Origin of the sequence: Acinetobacter parvus DSM 16617 = CIP 108168 (genome assembly GCF_000368025.1) — a bacterium.
GTDB classification, from domain to species: domain Bacteria; phylum Pseudomonadota; class Gammaproteobacteria; order Pseudomonadales; family Moraxellaceae; genus Acinetobacter; species Acinetobacter parvus.
This window is the reverse complement of sequence record NZ_KB849212.1, coordinates 556604-574626: the sequence shown is the minus strand read 5'-3', so window position 1 is coordinate 574626 and position 18023 is coordinate 556604. Positions and strand designations below refer to the sequence as shown.

19 protein-coding genes and 2 pseudogenes are annotated in these 18023 nt (G+C 42.2%); 4 read left to right on the top strand and 17 right to left on the bottom strand.

What is annotated here, in order from left to right:
* The 7 genes from tolA to F988_RS09275 form a co-directional block, all read right to left on the bottom strand.
* Nucleotides 1–869: cell envelope integrity protein TolA (gene tolA, locus F988_RS09305; RefSeq protein WP_004682679.1), on the bottom strand; the 869-nt coding region annotated here is incomplete at its 3' end.
* A 3-nt stretch (nt 870–872) separates the two neighbouring features.
* On the bottom strand, nt 873–1325 hold the full coding sequence (tolR, locus tag F988_RS09300; protein ID WP_004682678.1) for a protein TolR: 453 nt from the start codon (nt 1323–1325) through the stop codon (nt 873–875).
* A complete protein-coding gene (tolQ, locus tag F988_RS09295) occupies nt 1325–2023 on the bottom strand; it encodes a protein TolQ (protein ID WP_004682677.1) in 699 nt (232 codons plus the stop codon). The genes tolR and tolQ overlap by 1 nt, the downstream gene beginning before the upstream one ends.
* Nucleotides 2024–2047: 24 nt before the next feature.
* Complete coding sequence (gene ybgC, locus F988_RS09290) at nt 2048–2455, bottom strand: tol-pal system-associated acyl-CoA thioesterase (protein ID WP_004676848.1); 408 nt, start codon at nt 2453–2455, stop codon at nt 2048–2050.
* A 59-nt stretch (nt 2456–2514) separates the two neighbouring features.
* Entirely contained in the window at nt 2515–3513 is a 999-nt protein-coding gene (gene ruvB, locus F988_RS09285; RefSeq protein ID WP_004682676.1) for a Holliday junction branch migration DNA helicase RuvB, read from the bottom strand.
* A gap of 7 nt (nt 3514–3520) precedes the next feature.
* Entirely contained in the window at nt 3521–4129 is a 609-nt protein-coding gene (gene ruvA / locus F988_RS09280; RefSeq protein WP_004682675.1) for a Holliday junction branch migration protein RuvA, read from the bottom strand.
* Nucleotides 4130–4275: 146 nt separating this feature from the next.
* Nucleotides 4276–5616, bottom strand: coding sequence for a deoxyguanosinetriphosphate triphosphohydrolase (locus F988_RS09275; RefSeq protein WP_004676853.1), 1341 nt, complete (start codon nt 5614–5616; stop codon nt 4276–4278).
* 376 nt (nt 5617–5992) lie between these two features.
* Here F988_RS09275 and purL point away from each other — a divergent pair, with 376 nt between their 5' ends.
* A complete protein-coding gene (gene purL / locus F988_RS09270; RefSeq protein ID WP_004682674.1) occupies nt 5993–9823 on the top strand; it encodes a phosphoribosylformylglycinamidine synthase in 3831 nt (1276 codons plus the stop codon).
* Nucleotides 9824–9923: 100 nt separating this feature from the next.
* Nucleotides 9924–10238, top strand: a complete 315-nt coding sequence (locus F988_RS09265) for a YqfO family protein (RefSeq protein ID WP_010589174.1) — start codon at nt 9924–9926, stop codon at nt 10236–10238.
* A 4-nt stretch (nt 10239–10242) separates the two neighbouring features.
* Here the strand turns inward: F988_RS09265 and F988_RS09260 are convergent, their stop codons facing one another.
* Nucleotides 10243–11004, bottom strand: coding sequence for a nitroreductase family protein (locus F988_RS09260; protein ID WP_004682672.1), 762 nt, complete (start codon nt 11002–11004; stop codon nt 10243–10245).
* Between the two features lie 111 nt (nt 11005–11115).
* Entirely contained in the window at nt 11116–11916 is an 801-nt protein-coding gene (locus F988_RS09255; protein ID WP_004682671.1) for an enoyl-CoA hydratase-related protein, read from the bottom strand.
* 109 nt (nt 11917–12025) lie between these two features.
* Between F988_RS09255 and F988_RS09250 the strand changes: the two genes are divergently transcribed.
* A complete protein-coding gene (locus F988_RS09250) occupies nt 12026–12631 on the top strand; it encodes a nicotinate-nicotinamide nucleotide adenylyltransferase (protein WP_004676866.1) in 606 nt (201 codons plus the stop codon).
* Here the strand turns inward: F988_RS09250 and F988_RS15295 are convergent.
* The 8 genes and pseudogenes from F988_RS15295 to dapD all read right to left on the bottom strand — a co-directional run.
* Nucleotides 12609–12707, bottom strand: a pseudogene (locus tag F988_RS15295) (glyoxalase superfamily protein); the annotation flags it as partial. The gene F988_RS09250 and the pseudogene F988_RS15295 overlap by 23 nt on opposite strands.
* Before the next feature lie 26 nt (nt 12708–12733).
* Nucleotides 12734–13303 (bottom strand): CAP domain-containing protein, encoded by a 570-nt coding sequence (locus F988_RS09245; protein ID WP_004682669.1) that lies wholly within the window; start codon nt 13301–13303, stop codon nt 12734–12736.
* A 114-nt stretch (nt 13304–13417) separates the two neighbouring features.
* Complete coding sequence (locus F988_RS09240) at nt 13418–13882, bottom strand: peroxiredoxin (protein ID WP_004676870.1); 465 nt, start codon at nt 13880–13882, stop codon at nt 13418–13420.
* A gap of 19 nt (nt 13883–13901) precedes the next feature.
* Nucleotides 13902–14031 (bottom strand): annotated as a pseudogene (locus tag F988_RS14660) (diphthine--ammonia ligase); the annotation flags it as partial.
* Nucleotides 14032–14108: 77 nt separating this feature from the next.
* Entirely contained in the window at nt 14109–14528 is a 420-nt protein-coding gene (locus F988_RS09235) for a hypothetical protein (RefSeq protein WP_004682668.1), read from the bottom strand.
* 30 nt (nt 14529–14558) lie between these two features.
* Nucleotides 14559–15227 carry a 7-cyano-7-deazaguanine synthase QueC gene (gene queC, locus F988_RS09230; RefSeq protein ID WP_010589178.1) on the bottom strand — a complete coding sequence of 223 codons (669 nt, stop codon included), beginning with the start codon at nt 15225–15227 and terminating at the stop codon, nt 14559–14561.
* 71 nt (nt 15228–15298) lie between these two features.
* Complete coding sequence (gene queE, locus F988_RS09225; RefSeq protein WP_004682666.1) at nt 15299–16009, bottom strand: 7-carboxy-7-deazaguanine synthase QueE; 711 nt, start codon at nt 16007–16009, stop codon at nt 15299–15301.
* Nucleotides 16010–16095: 86 nt separating this feature from the next.
* On the bottom strand, nt 16096–16917 hold the full coding sequence (gene dapD, locus F988_RS09220; RefSeq protein WP_004682665.1) for a 2,3,4,5-tetrahydropyridine-2,6-dicarboxylate N-succinyltransferase: 822 nt from the start codon (nt 16915–16917) through the stop codon (nt 16096–16098).
* Between the two features lie 289 nt (nt 16918–17206).
* On the opposite strand from dapD, the gene carO reads away from it, so the two are divergent.
* Nucleotides 17207–17950, top strand: a complete 744-nt coding sequence (gene carO, locus F988_RS09215; protein ID WP_004682664.1) for an ornithine uptake porin CarO — start codon at nt 17207–17209, stop codon at nt 17948–17950.
* Nucleotides 17951–18023 lie beyond the last annotated feature (73 nt).

The window sequence follows — 18023 nt, the reverse complement described above, 5'->3', positions numbered from 1 at the left end:
TCCGCTTTTGCTTTGGCGTCTGCCTCTGCTTTTGCCTTAGCATCCGCATCGGCTTTTTTCTTGGCATCAGCGTCTGCTTTACGTTTTTCTTCAGCAGCCTTGGCTTTGGCATCTGTTTCAGCTTTTTTCTTGGCGTCAACGTCTGTTTTACGCTTTTCTTCCGCAGCTTTTGCCTTGGCATCTTGTTCAGCTTTCAACTTGGTTGCATTATCTGCCTTGGTTTTAGCGGCTAGATCAGCTTTACGTTTTGCTTCCTGTTCAGCCGCTTTTGTTTTTGCTATGGTATCTGCCTGACGTTTTTCTTCTGCCTGTTTGGCTTTTGCATCATTTTCAGCTTGTCGTTTTTGCTCCGCAGCTTTTGCTTTCGCCTCTGCATCGGCTTTACGTTTTTCTTCGGCAGCCTTGGCTTTGGCATCAGCTTCTGCACGTTGTTTTTGTGCGATAGCTTCTGCTTGCTTCTGTTGTTTTTCTACCTGTGCTTTTGCTTTGGCGGCTTCCTCAGCCTTACGTTTTTGTTCAGCCAACTTTGCCTGTTGCGCCTGTTCAGCTTTCTGCTTTTCGGCAGCAAGTTGCTGAGCAGTAGGTGGTGGAGGGGCAACAGGAAGATTTTCAGGCTGAGTTTCATCTACAATTGGACTTAATATTTCTTCTGCCTGATTTTCAGCCGCAGTTTCCTGTTCCACGGGTTTTGCCAATGGGGGGGGCAAGTCTTCTGGCTTGACTAAAATCGTGGTGATTTTTTTAGGCTGTTCAGGTGGTTTTCCCATTCCCAAATACAATAAGCCAACAATGGCAACGATATGAACACCGAGTGTAAAACCCAGTGCAATTGCATTTTGTTTAAAAGGTGGCTCTTGAAATTTTTTCATAACTTATTTTAGCGAATCAGTTAATAAACCAACCTGAGTTAGACCTGCTTCTTGTAAACTGGACATGAGTTCCACCACTTCACCATAAGGGCGAGATTTATCGCCATTCACCAAGACCATAAGCTGTTTATTGTCTTGTTCAGCCTGTTTCTGGGCATCACTTAAAATGCTTTCAAGCTGCTCATGTGTTAGTGGTTCAGTGCCTTTATTATGTTGATATTGCAGATAAATATTACCATCCTTGCCAATGGTGACCATTGCAGGCATATCTTTAGATTCAATTGGATTGTTATTGGCTTGAGGTAAATCCACTTTAATTCCACTGGTAATCATGGGTGCAGTGACCATAAAAATCACCAGAAGTACCAGCATGACATCAATATATGGCACGACATTCATGTCACTTTTCAGCGGCTTCTTGATGCGTTCAAAACGTCCAGATCGTTGAATCGCCATTATGCATCTTCCTGTGTCGTTCCAATTGCTTGACGCTGTAACAGGGCAACCATTTCTTCGGCAAACAGGGCACGGTCTGAATAAATTGCTTCACCTTTTGCGGTGAAATGGTTAAAAGCAAGTACCGCAGGAATGGCAGCAAACAAGCCAATCGCAGTTGCAATCAATGCCTCTGCAATACCAGGTGCCACAGTCGCCAATGTCACCTGATCCACAGCAGCCAGACCAATAAAGGCATTCATAATGCCCCAGACTGTACCAAACAGGCCGATATAAGGCGCAACAGAACCAATACTTGCCAATGCGCCTAGACCTTGCTCCAATCCGCCCTGATCACGGCTTAAGCCAACACGAAGAATACGTTCAGTTCCCTCAATGGTCTGGTTGGTGTCAGCCTTACGTTTTTGCAGTTTAAAAAATTCACCCAAACCCTGATAAAAAATATCTTCCAAGCCACGACGTTTAGAGTTGAGCTGGGCGTTGTTGTATAGGGTATTCAGTTCGGCACCTGACCAGAACATTTTTTGAAAATGCTCATCATCCTGCGCTGCCTTTTTAAAGCCCATATATAGTTTGGCAATCAAATACCAGCTGAAAATTGACGCTAGTAATAAGATCAACATGACCAATTGAACGACTGGGCTGGCTTGTAAAATCAGGTCAGAAATGTGCAGGGAAGATTCTAAATTTGTTGCCATAAGTTGAGTGCCGAAAGTTTATTTTTAGTCCTGTGCCAATTCTTTTTGAATCAGGTCACGAATTTCATCAGGAAGTCTGCGTGGCATCAAGTCCTTGTTTAAACATGCCAACGTAACCTCACCTGAAGCCAGCAAGATTTCACCACGATAAATATTTTGTTGCAACACAAATGACGCGGCTTTACACGAAATAACACGTGCTGTAACGGTAATTAAATCATCCATTAATATAGGGCGTACATATTTGACCTGAATCTGGTGGACAACAAAGCTGTAATCCTTTTGATGCCAATAGTGTGCAATCCCCGTGGAGCGTAGCCATTCTGTACGGGCACGCTCCATAAAACGGATGTGGTTGGCATGGTAGACAATCCCGCCTGCATCTGTATCTTCGATATATACACGAATATTAAATTCAAAATGATTGGCCATGATGACGTCCTTATACAAAACTCTCCTGAATATTCAAGAGAGTTGGAAGAAATTTAAACTTATGTTTCTGGCGGAGTTAACCCAAACTGTAAATAAGCCATGTTGGTCGCAATTCGACCACGTGCGGTACGCATCACATAACCTTGTTGAATCAAATATGGCTCAATCACATCTTCAAGTGTTCCACTATCTTCTGCCATCGCGGCTGCTAAAGCTTCAACACCTGTTGGACGACCTTCAAAACGCTCAAGTAACATGCTGAGATAACGGCGATCCAGTGTATCCAAACCTGCCTTATCCACATTCAGCATATCCAAGGCACGTTGGGCCATATCCTGAGTCACTTCACCTGTACCCTTGACTTGGGCATAGTCACGAACTCGACGTAACAGACGGTTGGCAATACGAGGTGTACCACGAGAACGGCGAGCAATTTCCATTGCACCATCATCTGTCATGAGTACATCCATCAAACGTGCAGAACGCCCAACGATATAAGTCAAATCCTTAACAGAATAGAATTCTAAACGTTGCACAATCCCAAAGCGGTCACGTAAGGGTGAGGTGAGCAGGCCAGCACGGGTAGTGGCTGCAACCAGTGTAAATGGAGGTAAGTCCAGTTTAATTGAACGGGCAGCGGGGCCTTCGCCAATCATGATATCCAGTTGGTAATCTTCCATCGCTGGATAAAGAATTTCTTCAATTACTGGGGAAAGGCGGTGGATTTCATCAATAAAAAGAACATCGCCCTCTTCAAGATTGGTGAGCATTGCGGCCAAATCGCCTGCACGTTCCAACACAGGGCCAGAAGTTGATTTTAAATTACCGCCCATTTCCCGAGCGATAATATTGGCAAGTGTGGTTTTACCTAAACCAGGTGGACCAAAAATTAGGGTGTGATCCAGTGCCTCACCACGTCCACGTGCGGCACCAATGAAGATTTCCATTTGCTCACGGACCACAGGCTGCCCAATATAGTCCGCCAATGAAGTTGGGCGAATTGCACGATCAAAATGATCTTCTGGTTTTTCTGTTCCGCTAATAAGACGATCTTGCATATAGATATTACTTCATCATGGATTTAAGTGCCGCACGAATAATATCGGCAGATTCTGTATAGTCTGCCTTAACGGCTGCAACCGCTTTTTGTGCCTCAGTAGGTTTATAGCCGAGTGACTGCAATGCCGCTTCGGCTTCAGCAACAGGTGAGTTTGCCATAAACTGGATTTGAGCCGTGGTTGGGCTTGCATTGCTACTACTGGTTGACTGTGCCAATGCCTTGAAACGATCCCGTAATTCAATCATCAAGCGTTCAGCAGTTTTCTTGCCAACCCCAGGAACCTTGATCAGGGTATTGATGTCATCGTGTTCAATGGTATGAATCAATAGCTCAACACTTAATGTGGATAATATTCCCAAAGCCATTTTAGGACCGACACCATTCACTTTCAGCAAAGTGCGAAAAATGGTTTTTTCCTGCGCATCGTTAAAGCCATAGAGTTGCTGGGCATCTTCACGGACCACCAAGTGCGTCCATAATGTCACTTTCTGGCCCTTTTGTAATTGGCAAAATGTCGAAAGTGGTGTGTCTATTTCATAGCCAACACCATTCACATTGAGTAAAACTGTTGGGGCTTCCAAGGCAAACACTTCGCCAATTAAACATCCGATCATTGAGTCATTTTCACTTATTTATTAATGGTTGAATAGTAGAGGCCATTTGCTCTAAACGCAAAATGGCTTTTCATATTTATTTGTGATTTCGGGTGGATTTTATTCAAATCAATCAAAATAAAAATAGCCTGAGTAAATCTTATTTCTTAGAAGAACCCAACTTTATTGCCTTGTAACTCTTGCGCTAAACTATAAGCTTGATGGTCAGAAAACTTACTAATAATGTCCAGAACTTGCATAATATTATGGTAATGGTTGTTCTGGAAATGTGCGCCCGAATGTTGCAAAATTGACATCAAACGCTGTTCCTTAAAGCTGAGGGCTTTATGTGGCATGGTCAATGGTACGAAAGCATCTAAAATCGTCTGTAAACTTTGATGCGCAATGATTTCCAAACCTGATTTTTGTGGATGCTCAAAAATCCGATCTTTGGCAAGATTCTTGGCAGTTTGAATACCTGCCTCAATATCAGGTGAACAATATTGGAGTAAACTGCCTTGAAGCTGTCCTGTCAGGATTTCATACTGATATTTGGCAAAAGCGGTGGTGACTTCGTCGACCAGACGTTTCATCACACGGCCACGCAGGGCAGCGATTTTTTGTTGCCATGTGGTATGTGGTAAATGCAGCTCTTCTGGATAGCCATAATCCACAATCAGGTTCAGGAAAATAGGCTCAACTTCGGCATAATTCAGCATGTTGAGGATGATGCCATCTTCCAGATCAATCAATGCATAGCAAATATCATCGGCTGCTTCCAATAAATAAGTGAGTGGATGACGGCAATAATGATATTCGCCCAACTGAATTAGTCCGAGTTGCTCGGCAATTTGTTTTAAAATTTCTTTTTCAGATTGATAGCAACCAAACTTGGCTCGCTTATGTGACGGAATATCACCTTGTTCCTCAATGGTTTTGGAAAGCCATGGATATTTTAAATAAGCCCCCAATGTGGCATAGGTTAGACGCATACCACCATCGTCAGGATGATAGTCAATACGGCTTAACAAACGAAGTCCTTGCGCATTACCCTCAAATTGACGGACATCGGCTGCTTCTTCTGGCGTGAGTTTAGTTAAAAAGTCCCGATGTGAGGCATCATCAAACCATTCACGAATCGCATATTCACCTGCATGACCAAAAGGTGGATTGCCAATGTCATGGGCCAAACAGGCTGCCTGAATAATCGCACCGACATCCGCAGGGGAAATCCACATGGGTAGTTCATCTTTAATCTTCTCCGCAGCCAGCATGCCCAGAGAGCGGCCAATACAGGAAACCTCAAGCGAATGGGTAAGGCGGGTATGGATACCATCATGTTGAGTGAGTGGGTGAACCTGTGTTTTTCTATTCAGTTGACGAAAGCTTTGGGAAAATATAATTCTGTCGTAATCTTTGTGGAATGGGCTTCGGGCCAATTCTGTACTGCTTTTTTTACTGCCTAAACGAATTGCGGAAAGCAATTCCAACCAACGCATTTGTTCCATTGATTATTATTCACTATGAGTTCAGCTTTATCATGCCAAAAAAAAGATGAAAGCACTAGGGTAGGGCGACACAAGTTGTCTTTGGATCATGAAGTGAATCAGAATTCTATATTTCATCTATCTTGGTAATTAAAGTTGGGCGGCGTAGAAAAAGAGTCCCAGACTGGAAATGTGATGCACTCTACAAAGCAAATGAATTGTTACGAATATGGAAAAGCGATAAAGCGAGAAGAAATTAAATGACTTGGCATAGAAAACTCTGATTTTTAAGATGGATATGGCTAGCTGAAAGCAGGCTTTCACAGTAGAATATGCGCTCTCTCATAAGTCACATTGCGGTAGGTTGGTTAGACCTGCCCGTGGAGCCAAAGTCAGCATGTTTATCGTGGCCGGTGCAGCAGCACATTCTTCTTTTAAGAAAGCTCAACTCTTAAACCGTTTAGCGTCAATGAGTTCTGTTCAATCTTTTGACAGCCAATGGGTCTATTTGTTTGATCAAGCGCTCAACGAGCAGCAACATCAATCGGCATTACAATTGTTAAACGATGGTCAATCTTTTGAACTTCGCCAGGCTGCAAGTGATGAGATCCAGATTTTAGTGACACCACGTGTTGGCACAATTTCGCCTTGGTCATCTAAAGCAACCGATATTTTCCAGAACTGCAATACCCCAATTCACCGCTTAGAGCGTGGTCTGTTATTTACATTAAAAGGTGTAAATGAGATTTCGAACGAAGTGAAATTGGCCTTACATGACCGTATGACAGAAACTGTTTTTGCTCAAATTGATGATGCAAAAGCATTATTTACTGAAACAGCACCAAAACCATTGAACTCAATTGATATTTTAGGTCAAGGGAAACAAGCGTTAGTCAAAGCCAACAATGAGTTTGGCTTTGCTTTATCTGAGCAGGAAATTGATTACTTAACCGAAGCATTTACCAAGCTTGGTCGTAATCCAAATGACATCGAATTGATGATGTTTGCTCAAGCAAACTCTGAGCATTGTCGTCATAAAATCTTTGGTTCTGAATGGACAATTGATGGTGAAAAACAGCCATTATCCTTGTTCCAAATGATTAAAAATACCTATAAAGAATCGCCTACTGATGTGTTATCTGCTTATAAAGATAATGCATCTGTGATCGTGGGTTATGACACCATGCGTTTTTATCCAAAAGCGGATGAAAATGGTCATTATGTGTATAAATATAAGAGCCAAGCTGCCCACATTTTAATGAAAGTGGAAACCCATAACCACCCAACCGCAATTTCTCCATTTGCGGGAGCTGCAACAGGTTCGGGCGGTGAAATCCGTGATGAAGGTGCAACAGGTCGTGGTGGTAAACCAAAAGCAGGTCTAACTGGCTTTACCGTTTCAAACTTAAATATTCCAGGTTTTGAACAGCCTTGGGAAGAAAATTACGGTAAACCGAGCCGTATGGCATCACCACTTCAAATTATGATTGAAGGTCCTTTAGGTGGCGCTGCGTTTAACAACGAATTTGGTCGCCCTGCATTAAATGGTTATTTCCGTACCTTTGAACAGAATGTCAATGGTGAAGTGAAAGGTTTCCATAAACCAATTATGATCGCTGGTGGTTACGGTAACATTCGTCCTGATCATGTAGAAAAAGATGCAATCCAACCAGGTGACTTGCTCATTGTATTGGGTGGTCCTGCCATGTTAATCGGTCTTGGTGGTGGTGCTGCATCTTCTGTCGATAGCGGAACCATGGGTGAGAGCTTAGACTTTGCTTCAGTACAACGTGAAAACCCAGAAATGGAACGCCGTTGCCAAGAGGTGATTGATACCTGCTGGCGCTTAGAAGATTTTAACCCAATCGTATCTGTACATGATGTCGGTGCGGGTGGTTTATCCAATGCGATGCCTGAACTTGTGAATGATCATGAGTTAGGTGCTATATTGAACCTTCGTAAGATTCCATCTTTAGAGCCAGGCATGAGCCCGATGGAAATCTGGTCAAATGAAGCGCAAGAGCGTTATGTACTTGCAATCCGCCCAGAATCTTTAGAACAGTTTGAAGAAATTTGTGCCCGTGAGCGTTGCCCGTTTGCGGTACTCGGTGAGGCGACTGAAGCGCGTCACTTAACGGTTGAAGATCCTTTGTTTGAAAACAAGCCTGTCGATATTCCAATGCAGGTGATCTTAGGCGGTACGCCACGTATGCAACGTTCATATGAAACGATTGAACGTACGGGTAACGACTTTGATGCTGCGAAAGTTGATTTGAAAGATGCGATTTTCCGTGTATTGAAAAACCCAACTGTTGCATCTAAATCATTCCTGATCACCATTGGTGACCGCTCCATTACTGGTATGGTTGCACGTGATCAAATGGTTGGCCGTTGGCAGGTGCCTGTCGCAGATGCAGCGGTAACGACGACAAGCTTGCAAGGCTTCACGGGTGAAGCGATGGCAATGGGCGAACGTCCACCTGTGGCATTGTTAAATCCTGCGGCATCGGCTCGTTTAGCGGTTGCGGAAGCGATTACCAATATTGCTTGTGCCAACATCGAACAAATCAGCGATATCAAACTTTCTGCAAACTGGATGGCAGCGGCAGGTCAAAAAGGTGAAGACCAAGCTTTGTTTGAAGGTGTGAAAGCGATTGGTATGGAAATGTGTCCTGCATTGGGTATCGCAATTCCAGTCGGTAAAGATTCACTTTCAATGCGCACGACTTGGAATGACGGCGAAGATAAAGCGGTGACTTCACCAATGACAGGCGTGATCACTGCATTTGCCCCAGTGTTAGATGTTCGTAAAACATTAACCCCTGAACTCAAAAATCTTACAGATTCAGTCTTAGTTCGTATCGACTTATCGAAAGGTCAGTTCCGTTTAGGTGGTTCGATCCTTGCACAAGTGTACAAAGCGATTGGTTCTGTGACACCTGATGTTGATAGTTTTGATGACTTCAAAGCATTCTTTGCCTTGATTCAAGACTGGAACAATCGTGGTGTGATCAAGGCTTACCATGACATCGGTGATGGCGGTTTATTGGCGACTGTTGCTGAAATGATGTTTGCTTCACGCTTAGGTGTAACATTAGAAAATCAATCAACAGAAAGCTTATTTGCTGAAGAAATTGGTGCAGTACTGCAAATTACTGCTGCTGATTGGGCGCAGTTAGAAGTTGAAGTTGCAGCGTCGAGCCTGAAAGATACAATCGCGGTTGTGGGAAGTGTCAATACAACAGATCAATTGGTTGTCAATGGTTTAACGCTTGAGCGTGCTGAATTACAACAGGCGTGGGCAGAAGTGTCACATCAAATTCAGCGCCTACGTGACAACGTTGAAACGGCTGATCAAGAATTTGCTTTAATTGCAGATAAAAACCACAAAGGTTTAATTGCTCAAGCAACTTATGATTTAAATGAGCCAGTAGAAGCGCCATTTATCAATACACGCCGTCCAAACATGGCCATCTTGCGTGAGCAAGGTGTGAACGGTCATGTTGAAATGGCAGCTGCTTTTGACAAAGTCGGCTTCAATACCATCGATGTACACATGAGTGACTTGCTTGCAGGTCGTGTGAGCTTAAGTGACTTCGAAGGTTTAGTGGCTTGTGGTGGCTTCTCATACGGTGACGTAATGGGCGCTGGTGGTGGCTGGGCGAAATCAGTATTGTTCAATGCCAAGTTACGTGACCAGTTTGAGCAGTTCTTCCATCGTGAGAGCACTTTCAGCTTAGGCGTATGTAACGGCTGTCAAATGATGTCGCAACTTGCACCATTGATTCCAGGTGCAGAGCATTGGGGCCGTTTCCATCGTAATACCTCAGAAGTCTTTGAAGCGCGTGCGGTCAACGTTCGTGTAGAAAAATCAGTTTCGGTATTGCTTGAAGATATGCAAGGTTCGATTTTACCAATCGCCGTGGCGCATGGTGAAGGGCGTTTAGTTGCAAATACGCAGCAATTGGCTGCTTTAAATGCTGAAAACCAAGTGATTTTGCGTTATGTGGATAGTTTGGGGAATCCAACGCAGCACTATCCATTGAACCCGAATGGTTCACCTGAAGCGATTACAGGTTTAACATCTAAAGATGGTCGTGCAACCGTGATGATGCCACATCCAGAGCGTAACTTCCGTGCCTTACAGCACTCTTGGAAGCCTGAAGACTGGGCCGAAGATGGGGCATGGTTACGAATGTTCCGTAATGCACGTAAATTTATTGGTTAATATAAATCAAGAAATAAGCCACCATCAGGTGGCTTATTTTATTGTTAGATTCAATATAAAATAACGATGAATGAACAAGAACAATGAAATCAAAAAGAATATGCTAAAACTTATTTATTATGTACCTGAATCACATCTTGAATCAACCAAACTTGCTGTTTTTGAAGCGGGTGCAGGTGGGATAGGGAATTATGAACACTGTGCATGGCAAGTGAAAGGCATCGGGCAGTTTAAGCCGGTTAAAGGTGCAAATCCATTTTTAGGGCAGTTGGATGAACTGGAACAGCTTGAGGAATGGCGGGTAGAAACCATTGTTACAGAAGAAAAGGCACGTGCTGTCGCAAAAGCATTAAAGGCAAGCCATCCTTATGAAGAGCCTGCCTTTGAGTTTATTCAAATATTAGATATTGAATAATTTTTTAGACTTTTTGAATAAATAAATCACGGTCAAAACGATATTGCGGGAAAAACACACCATCTGTAGCACGCTCACCAGCACCAATCACCATGACAGGATATTGTTGATCATTGAGTTTCAGGATTTTACGAACCAAAGGTTCATCAAAACCTTCCATCATACAACTATCAAAACCATAGGCACGTAATGCCAATACAAGGTTTTCACAGGCTAAAGCTGTGGTTTTAGTTGCCCATAATTTGGCATCGGCAGGGTTAAATGCAGTTACAGGAAGTTGTTTATCAAGTGTGCGGGCTACTTTAAATGCAACTTTTTTAAAGTTACCTAATGCATTGAAATAACCAGTTTTATAGTTGTACGGAATAAAGCGGTAATATTTTTGTACCATTGCAGGGGCTTCAGGAAATGGAAATTCACTAATATTGCGTTTTGCCATTTCATCAACACGATCTGTACGCGCTACGCATACGATCAATTCTGAGGCAGTTTTAGCAGCAAGTTGTCCTAAACACGCTTTAACCAGTTGCTTTTTCTTACTCGGATTTTGCACCACATAGAATGTCCAAGGCTGTAAGTTTGATGAATTGGGTGCAAGCAACGCCAAATCTAAGCATTCATCTAAAATTTCACTTGGAATCGGTTTATCCGTGAACTTACGTACTGAACGACGGCTTTCAATCACCTTACGGAAATTGTCAACATCAATGTCCTGTGGCGCGGCTTCGTAATAACGTTTCTTTTCAGTTTGTGTGTGTTCTGACATGAGGAAAGTGTCATCCTAAAGTTATTTTATATTTAAATTGGGACGTTCAATAAAAAAACCACCTCGATTTTGCAATGAAGTGGTTTTTTTCATTAATGAGTGATTACCTCATTAATTGAACTGTGAGAAGTCAGGTTTACGTTTTTGCATAAATGCCTGTACCGCTTCCATCATTTCAGGTGAGCGGACACGTTGCATAAAGATTTCAGCTTCTTCATCGATACAAGCAATAATTTCAGCTAAGTCTTTTTTCATGAGCGCTTTGCTTTGTTTTAGAGATGCTAAAGGTAATGCTGCTAAATGTTGAGCGGTTTGTTGAGCGGTTGCATAGGGATCTTCAACAACGTCATTTACAAGATTTGCTTTTACTGCTGTTGCTGCATCAAATTTCTTCGCTGTGAATAATAATTCAGCCGCTTTTTGATAGCCTGCTTGCTTCACTAATAAACGACTCGCAGCACCTTCTGGAGAAAGACCTAGGCTTACGAATGGAATTTGGAATAGGGCAGTATTGTCTGCAAATACAATATCAGCATGTAATAAGATTGTTACACCAATACCAATTGCAACACCTTTCACTGCGATAATGAGTGGCTTAGAAAAACGAGCCGCAGCTTTTAATAATACAAATGGAGGTTGATCACCCGCTTTGCCTTCATATGGCTTTTGCATAAAGCCCATGAAGTCTTTCATGTCATTACCCGCAGTAAAATCTTGTTCTGCACCACGTAAAATCACAACACGTACATCTTTATTTGTATCGGCTTCATCTAATGCTTTTGCAATCCATAGATAAAGTTCGCCGTAAAGTGCATTCTTTGCTTCTGAACGGTTAATGGCTAAGGTGAGTACGCCATCTTCTAAATTTGCTTGCAAATGTTGATGAGGTTGTTGAATACAGCTAAGTGTCATCGTACTATCCTTGCTTTAATCCAGATTGATTTTTTAAGTGCTCTCATTATGTCGCATATTTGCGTTACATGGTGCAACTGATGAGTTCACAAAAAGTGAAATTACGCCTATGTACACATTTGACTATCTTGTTTTTATTGGACGCTTTCAGCCTTTTCATTTGGCACATCTACAAACGATTGAAATTGCGTTGCAGCAAAGTCAGCATGTGATATTGGCATTAGGTTCAGCACAATCAGAACGGAATATCAAAAATCCATTTTTAGCCCATGAACGTGAGCAAATGATTCTTGCCAATTTCCCTGAGGATGAGCAAAAACGGATTCACTTTGTCCATGTAGTCGATGTGTATAACGATGAAAAATGGGTTAAACAGGTTAAAGATTTAGTCAATAAAGTGGTTCAGCCAAATGCAAAAGTAGGTTTGATTGGTCACTTCAAAGATGAATCTTCGTATTATTTAGCTTTATTTCCAGAATGGGAAATGGTTGAGTTAGATAGCTTAAAGGATTCTATTTCCGCTACGCCTATGCGAGAAGCCTATTATCGAGGTGAGATTCAGACTGAATTTTTCCCTAAAGGCACAGTCTATTTTCTTGAAGAATTTCAAAAAACATCAACTTACCAGACCTTACAACAAAAGTTTAATGCCAATGACCGTTCCAATATTGAGGCATCATCAGGTAGGGAGATTAAGCATCTTCCCAAAAGATGATTCGGTTTGAAAATGGATCGGTGATACTGAGTTCCAGAGTTTCCCAGTCTATTTTTTCAATTTTGGGGGTAGTGAATGTACCAGACTGGATCATGCTTCCTCTTAACGAACACCAAATTGTTGCACCCAGTATGCCTTGGGTTTTTCCGATTCATCAAAGCTACAGGCAACTGCGTAATCGGTAAATTTTGACTGCATCAGGTTGCTGCAATGCACAGGGCTGCTGCCCCAGGTTGCCATGACTTCATCCAGATTCTTTTGGCCCCGTGCCACATTCTCACCGCCACCACGTGTTTTAACCTGATACAGTTGAAGACGTGACCTTAAATTCAAGCCTGTGCTACTGGTATGACCCAGAAAATTATGTTCCGCCATATCCTGTGCGTGGGCAAGAGAACTCCTATGCAGACCGCTATTCCATCTCAGCGGTGCCACAGCAGCAAAATATTGTTGCCCACATTGACGTGGATGTTGCCGAATTTCATTAATCGCATTCATGATGACCTGCTGATAGGCTGGATTCTGTAAATCCTGACAGCTTATTTCCAGGGCGGGTTTTTGAATTTGGCGAACGGGCGTAGCAATATCCTGTGGCATTGTGGTTGAACTCGCCCCACATGTTGAGATAAAAAGATAAAAAGGCAACGAGATAAATACCTTGAACTGACTCATTTAAATGCCTTTGGTTGAATTATTTTAACGTTTTTATCATACCCCAAGCCCAAACAGGCGAGCAATTTTTCCTCAATAAAAAAGCAAGTGAAACTTGCCTCTTGTATTCAGGGTTTACGAAGCTGCCTGTAGTGTTTTTAAATCTTCAAGCACCTGTTCGGCATGTCCCGCCGCTTTTACTTTTCTATAGCTTTTAACTAGTTGTTTATTATGGAAAATAAAGGTAGAGCGTTCAATCCCTATCACCTGTTTGCCATACATATTTTTTTCCTTAATCACATCGAAGTGCTTACAAAGCACTTCTTCCTTATCGCTAATCAGGTCAATGGTCAGTGCCTGTTTTTCGGTAAAGTTCTGGTGTGCCTTGACTGAATCGCGGGATACACCAATGATCTTACAGTTCAATCCATCAAACTGGTCTTTTAGGCAGGAAAAGCCAACCGCCTGGGTTGTACAGCCAGGGGTTGAATCTTTTGGGTAAAAATATAATACCAGCCATTCATTTGTGAGTTCGGCTAGGTTGATTTCGCCCTGAGTGGCTGGAAAGGTTTGATTGGGTAGCTGGATCTGTTCAGACATTTTGTATCCTTTGCCAAAGCTAAATTTGATCTGATTCAAGGGCTAAAAAAACATATTCTTCATCATAAACAATATTTCCATGACGTACAGGAATAGCTTTGTTAAAAATCCGCCCCCTCAATCACAGTGGTATGGAATTCTCCCCCTTTTTCAGCATAAAGGAAAGTTTAACAGAACCTACAAAAAAGCCTGCATCAATGCAGGCCTTGTTTACAACAGCGCAGGATTATTTTTTAGGTGCCTGTTGCTGGGCAGCTTTCATTGCTTCCTGAGTCAACTTTTCTAGCTTGGTGACAAGTGGTGCGCCTAGGCAAGCCTGTAAATCCTTATTCTGTTGCTGTACAAAGGCAAGGGAGCTTGGGCTTTTATTGGCATTGATTGCACTTTGAATTTCCCATTTTTGTGCTTCAGTTACTTTGCCCTGTGCCTCAATATTACAAGAACAGAATTTGCTGACTTCTGCCGCTGTCAGTTTTCCACCCTTTGTGGTCTGGTCTTTACACACATTGATCAATGCAGATTTGACATTGGTACTTTTATACGCAGCTTTGAGTGGATTCTCATCCGCAGCATGGGTTGCCGTTGCAAGTAGGGCAGCCGCCGACATCATGGTGGAAAGAATAAGATTTGATTTAAAAAACTTCATATATTGTACCTAATTATAACCCTATATCGTCTATTCGGTATAACGTGTAGGATCCGCAATACCTGCTTCGATAAAACCTTGTTGACGTAAACGGCAACTGTCGCATTTGCTACACGCACGTCCTTGAGCATCTGCCTGATAGCAGGATACTGTTTGGCTATAGTCTACGCCATGTTCGATACCTAAGCGTATAATATTCGCTTTGGATAAATGTAACAAAGGTGTTTCAATTTTCAGGGGTTTTCCTTCCACACCCGCTTTTGTTGCCAAACGCGCAAGATTGGCAAATGCATCAATAAACTCAGGACGACAGTCAGGATATCCTGAATAATCAACAGCATTGACCCCAATCACGATGGCTTCGGCATCAAAAACCTCAGCGGCGGCAAGCGCATAGGACAGGAAAATTGTGTTACGTGCAGGAACATAAGTTACAGGAATACCTTCCTGTAATTGTTCAGGTACATCAATGTTATGGTCTGTAAGTGCTGAACCACCCAGATTGCCAAGATCAATATTAATGACGCGGTGCTCAACACCTGCTCGTTGTGCAAGTGCCTTAGCTGCATCAAGCTCAGTTGTAGAGCGTTGACCATACATAAAACTAATGGCGATACAGTCATAGTTTGCTTGTGCCCAAGCGAGACATGTTGTCGAGTCTAAGCCGCCAGACAATAATACGATGGCACGGGAACGCATATTATTTTCCATGATTCAACCTAAATATATTTAATGAAAGCAAGTTCGAAAATGAACCGATTTTGAACTGTTTAGCGACCAGATTCATCATTCCATAACAGCTTATGTAACTGTAATTGGAAGCGAACAGGGAGATGGTCATCTAAAATCCACTGTGCCAGGTCACGCGCAAGAGCAGGCAGGACAGCCGCACCTTTTTCAACGGCAAAGGCAGGGGAGAACCAAACGGTACTGACCTTATCCTGCAATTGAAAATTGATCAACTGTTGCTTCGACCATTCATAATCCTCACGATTACAAATCACAAACTTAATTTGGTCGTGCTGGGTTAAATAGTCAAGATTGGTTAGTAGATTACGATGGTCTTCTTTTGATGTCGGTGTCTTTAAATCCAGCACTTTGGAAACACGTGGCTCTACCTTTGAAACATCTAACGCACCACTGGTTTCAAGCGACACCTGAAAACCCAGGTCACACAGGCGCTGTAATAGTATTAAGCAATTCGGTTGTGCTAGTGGCTCACCACCTGTGACGCAGATATAAGGCGTTTTATGCTGGCTTGCTGTTTCAATGATGTGTTCAAGTGACAGACGTTCACCGCCCTCAAATGAATAGGTGGTATCACAATAACTGCAACGTAATGGGCAACCTGTCAGGCGAATAAAAACGGTAGGTAAACCAAAAGTGTTCGCTTCGCCTTGCAAGGAATAAAAAATCTCGGTAATGCGTAAACCAGCCGCAGGATCGGAGACAGGAATTGCAGAAGAACGTAAGGAAGCCATAGATTCAGAACCACACCATATAAAAGAACAAAATCCCTACAACCATGACTGATTGTAGAGACGAAAAATAACGGGGTTAGAGTTGCTTAGTCAGCGCGTAACAAGTCATTCAAGCTGGTTTTTGCACGTGTTTTTGCATCCACTTTTTTCACGATAATCGCGGCATAAAGGCTGTAGGTACCACACTTAGATGGCAGACTGCCCGCAACAACCACAGAACCTGCTGGTACTCGACCATAATGAATCTCGCCAGTTTCACGGTCATAGATCTTAGTCGATTGACCGATGAATACGCCCATAGAGATTACAGAGCCTTCACCAACAATTACGCCTTCTACAATTTCAGAACGCGCGCCGATGAAGCAGTTGTCTTCAATGATGGTTGGATTCGCCTGTAATGGTTCTAATACACCGCCAATACCTACACCACCAGATAAATGTACATTTTTACCAATTTGCGCACATGAACCAACAGTTGCCCATGTATCTACCATGGTACCTTCGTCAACATACGCACCGATATTGACATAAGACGGCATTAATACGACATTTTTCGCTTGGAAGCTACCACGACGCGCAACCGCAGGAGGAACAACACGCACGCCAGCTGCTTTAAACTGCTCTTCAGTCCAACCTGAGTATTTGGTTGCCACCTTGTCATAGAACTGTAGGTCACATGCTTCGATTGGCTGGTTGTCATTCAGTTTGAATGAAAGTAAAACGGCTTTTTTTAACCACTGGTGAACAACCCACTCACCATCAATCTTTTCAGCCACACGAAGTGTACCGTTGTCTAAACCAGTTAATGCTTCCTCAACGGCTTGACGAATTTCTGTAGGGCAGTCCGCTGCGCTATAGTTGGCACGGTCTTCAAATGCTTGCTCAATGATCGTAGAAAGCTGAGACATGATCTTCCTTCATCCAAAAAAAATTTTAAAGATTTTACACTAATTTGATCGAAGAATCTTTGAAAAAAGTCGTTACAATAAAGTGTTTTAAAATTAAGCAATAAAATTGTAATAAATTCGGATTTAATTGTTTTTTATACATTATTTTGAAATATATAATTATTCTGAATTTGTAACAAAAAATAACAAAAAGTAATCAGTTTCTGTATAAAAAGATATGAATCATTATTGTAATATAAAACCACGGTAACAATTATATTTAAGAAAAGTATTTTTTAAGGAGACTTCGATGAAAACTTTACGCGTTATGTTAGCGGCTGGTGTATTAACAGCAATTGCAGGTACTGCTTTTGCAGATGAGCAAATTGTTAAAGAATCAGCTTATGGATTACCTTCTTACTTAGCTCCAGTTTCAGTTCGTGCTGAAGTTGGTACGACTGGTTATGGTGGTGCGATTTCTTACCGTGTCAATCCATACGTTGGTGTAACTTTAGGTTATAACGGCGGTGATATTTCTTGGTCTGATGATCTCTCTATCAATGGCTCCAAATATGATCTAGATATGGATAATAACCTGACATATTTAAATGCTGAACTTTATCCATGGGGCGCAAGTGAGAGTTTAGCGCGTTCGCTATATGTTGCGGCAGGTGTGGCATATATCGATAATGAATACAAATTGGATCGCCGTATTTCTCAAGGCCGTAACTTTACGATTAACAAAACAGACTTCAACGCTGACTCAAATATTCATTTGAAAGGTGATATGAAGTATGACAACGATATCGCACCATATTTAGGTTTTGGTTTTGCACCACAAGTCTATAAAAATATTGGTGTATTTGGTGAGGTAGGTGCTTACTATACTGGCAATCCAACAGCAACTTTACAAAACGTAAATGGTGGTACAGCTACTAATGGTAGCGGTGCTAGCTTGAATGATGAAATTGCGAAAGAAGAACGCAATATTGAAAACAAAAGTAAATATGAGTGGATGCCAGTTGCAAAAGTGGGTGTGAGCTTTAGCTTCTAAACCATTTAAAAAAGAACGGGCTTTATGCCCGTTTTTTTATGCTCTAAATTTTTAGAAGAAAAGATTCAAAGAT

Bases quoted from the DNA above. Each gene is read 5' to 3' on its own strand.
- tolR (WP_004682678.1), bottom strand. From the start codon at position 1,325: ATGGCGATTCAACGATCTGGACGTTTTGAACGCATCAAGAAGCCGCTG.
- tolQ (WP_004682677.1), bottom strand. From the start codon at position 2,023: ATGGCAACAAATTTAGAATCTTCCCTGCACATTTCTGACCTGATTTTA.
- ybgC (WP_004676848.1), bottom strand. From the start codon at position 2,455: ATGGCCAATCATTTTGAATTTAATATTCGTGTATATATCGAAGATACA.
- ruvB (WP_004682676.1), bottom strand. From the start codon at position 3,513: ATGCAAGATCGTCTTATTAGCGGAACAGAAAAACCAGAAGATCATTTT.
- ruvA (WP_004682675.1), bottom strand. From the start codon at position 4,129: ATGATCGGATGTTTAATTGGCGAAGTGTTTGCCTTGGAAGCCCCAACA.
- F988_RS09275 (WP_004676853.1), bottom strand. From the start codon at position 5,616: ATGGAACAAATGCGTTGGTTGGAATTGCTTTCCGCAATTCGTTTAGGC.
- purL (WP_004682674.1), top strand. From the start codon at position 5,993: ATGTTTATCGTGGCCGGTGCAGCAGCACATTCTTCTTTTAAGAAAGCT.
- F988_RS09265 (WP_010589174.1), top strand. From the start codon at position 9,924: ATGCTAAAACTTATTTATTATGTACCTGAATCACATCTTGAATCAACC.
- F988_RS09260 (WP_004682672.1), bottom strand. From the start codon at position 11,004: ATGTCAGAACACACACAAACTGAAAAGAAACGTTATTACGAAGCCGCG.
- F988_RS09255 (WP_004682671.1), bottom strand. From the start codon at position 11,916: ATGACACTTAGCTGTATTCAACAACCTCATCAACATTTGCAAGCAAAT.
- F988_RS09250 (WP_004676866.1), top strand. From the start codon at position 12,026: ATGTACACATTTGACTATCTTGTTTTTATTGGACGCTTTCAGCCTTTT.
- F988_RS09245 (WP_004682669.1), bottom strand. From the start codon at position 13,303: ATGAGTCAGTTCAAGGTATTTATCTCGTTGCCTTTTTATCTTTTTATC.
- F988_RS09240 (WP_004676870.1), bottom strand. From the start codon at position 13,882: ATGTCTGAACAGATCCAGCTACCCAATCAAACCTTTCCAGCCACTCAG.
- F988_RS09235 (WP_004682668.1), bottom strand. From the start codon at position 14,528: ATGAAGTTTTTTAAATCAAATCTTATTCTTTCCACCATGATGTCGGCG.
- queC (WP_010589178.1), bottom strand. From the start codon at position 15,227: ATGCGTTCCCGTGCCATCGTATTATTGTCTGGCGGCTTAGACTCGACA.
- queE (WP_004682666.1), bottom strand. From the start codon at position 16,009: ATGGCTTCCTTACGTTCTTCTGCAATTCCTGTCTCCGATCCTGCGGCT.
- dapD (WP_004682665.1), bottom strand. From the start codon at position 16,917: ATGTCTCAGCTTTCTACGATCATTGAGCAAGCATTTGAAGACCGTGCC.
- carO (WP_004682664.1), top strand. From the start codon at position 17,207: ATGAAAACTTTACGCGTTATGTTAGCGGCTGGTGTATTAACAGCAATT.